This is a genomic window from Thermoactinomyces intermedius (genome assembly GCF_013912365.1).
Taxonomy (GTDB): Bacteria; Bacillota; Bacilli; order Thermoactinomycetales; family Thermoactinomycetaceae; genus Thermoactinomyces; species Thermoactinomyces intermedius.
The window spans coordinates 1-1,184 of sequence record NZ_JACETT010000030.1 but is presented as its reverse complement, the minus strand read 5'-3'; the positions used below and the strand labels follow the sequence as shown (position 1 = coordinate 1,184).

The 1,184-nt window shown below is 40.3% G+C and carries 1 protein-coding gene and 1 rRNA gene; both read left to right on the top strand.

All coding sequences use genetic code 11. The features are described from left to right. Nucleotides 1-106, top strand: a 16S ribosomal RNA gene (locus tag H1R82_RS07560); the annotation flags it as partial. A 193-nt stretch (nt 107-299) separates the two neighbouring features. Continuing rightward, entirely contained in the window at nt 300-977 is a 678-nt protein-coding gene (locus H1R82_RS07555; protein WP_181731194.1) for a uracil-DNA glycosylase, read from the top strand. The last annotated feature ends 207 nt before the right edge of the window (nt 978-1,184 follow it).

Genomic DNA, 1,184 nt, shown 5'->3' with positions numbered 1-1,184 from the left:
GGTGAGGCAACCATTTTGGAACCAGCCGCCGAAGGTGGGGCAGATGATTGGGGTGAAGTCGTAACAAGGTATCCCTACCGGAAGGTGGGGATGGATCACCTCCTTTCTAAGGAGCTCATTTCGAGCAAAAACGATTTTTTCAAAGAGTCATGTCTCACACTCTTTGGTTTTGAGGGAATACGTGAAAACCTCTGTTATCAAAAGATGACAGAGGTTTTTGTTTTTTCCTTTGCAGGGAAAGAAATTCCGTTTAAAATAAACAAATAGAAATATTATAGAAAGTGGAGAGGAAAAACTGAATGGTTGAAGTCTTGAATACTGACTGGGGAAAAGTGTTGCAGGAAGAGTTTGAAAAGCCGTATTTTGAAAAACTGTGGAAATTTGTGATGGAAGAGTATCAGGAGCAGGTTGTTTATCCGAAAAAAGAAGATATTTTTTCTGCATTGCAATTGACTTCTTACCAGGATACAAAAGCGGTGATCCTTGGCCAAGATCCTTATCACGGTCCGGGACAAGCACATGGGCTCAGCTTTTCCGTAAAACCAGGCGTAAAATTACCGCCTTCTTTGAAAAACATCTTTAAAGAATTGAATGATGACCTGGGTTATGATATCCCGAATCACGGCTATTTGGAAAAATGGGCGAAACAAGGGGTTCTGATGTTAAACACGGTGCTCACAGTGAGAGAGAAAAAGCCGAATTCACATAAAGGGAAAGGTTGGGAACAATTTACCGACCAAGTGATAAAAAAACTGAATGAGCGTGAAAAGCCGGTTGTTTTTATTTTATGGGGAAGACATGCTCAAGAGAAGAAAAAATGGATCGACACCACACGGCATTATGTAATTGAGTCGGCGCATCCCAGTCCTTTTTCTGCCCGGAAAGGCTTTTTTGGAAGCAAACCTTTTTCTAAAACCAATGAGATATTACAAAAAATAAATGAGGATCCCATTGATTGGGAAATTCCTTCCTTATAGCCGGTGATCCGCCAGTTTTCTGGCGGATTTTCATTTGCCGAAAACAATTTTTTATAGGAAATAAAAAAAGAACAAAAAAAGGGTTGCATTTATTTTTTATGCATGATATATTACTAAATGTCGCCGCGAGGCGGTGGACAAAAGGAAAACGACGCACCTTGAAAATGAGATATGGAAGAAGCATGACGAGGTTGAAGAGACTCGTAT

What these genes read in the sequence shown, in the direction of transcription:
- H1R82_RS07555 (WP_181731194.1), top strand. Translation starts at nt 300, where the DNA reads ATGGTTGAAGTCTTGAATACTGACTGGGGAAAAGTGTTGCAGGAAGAG.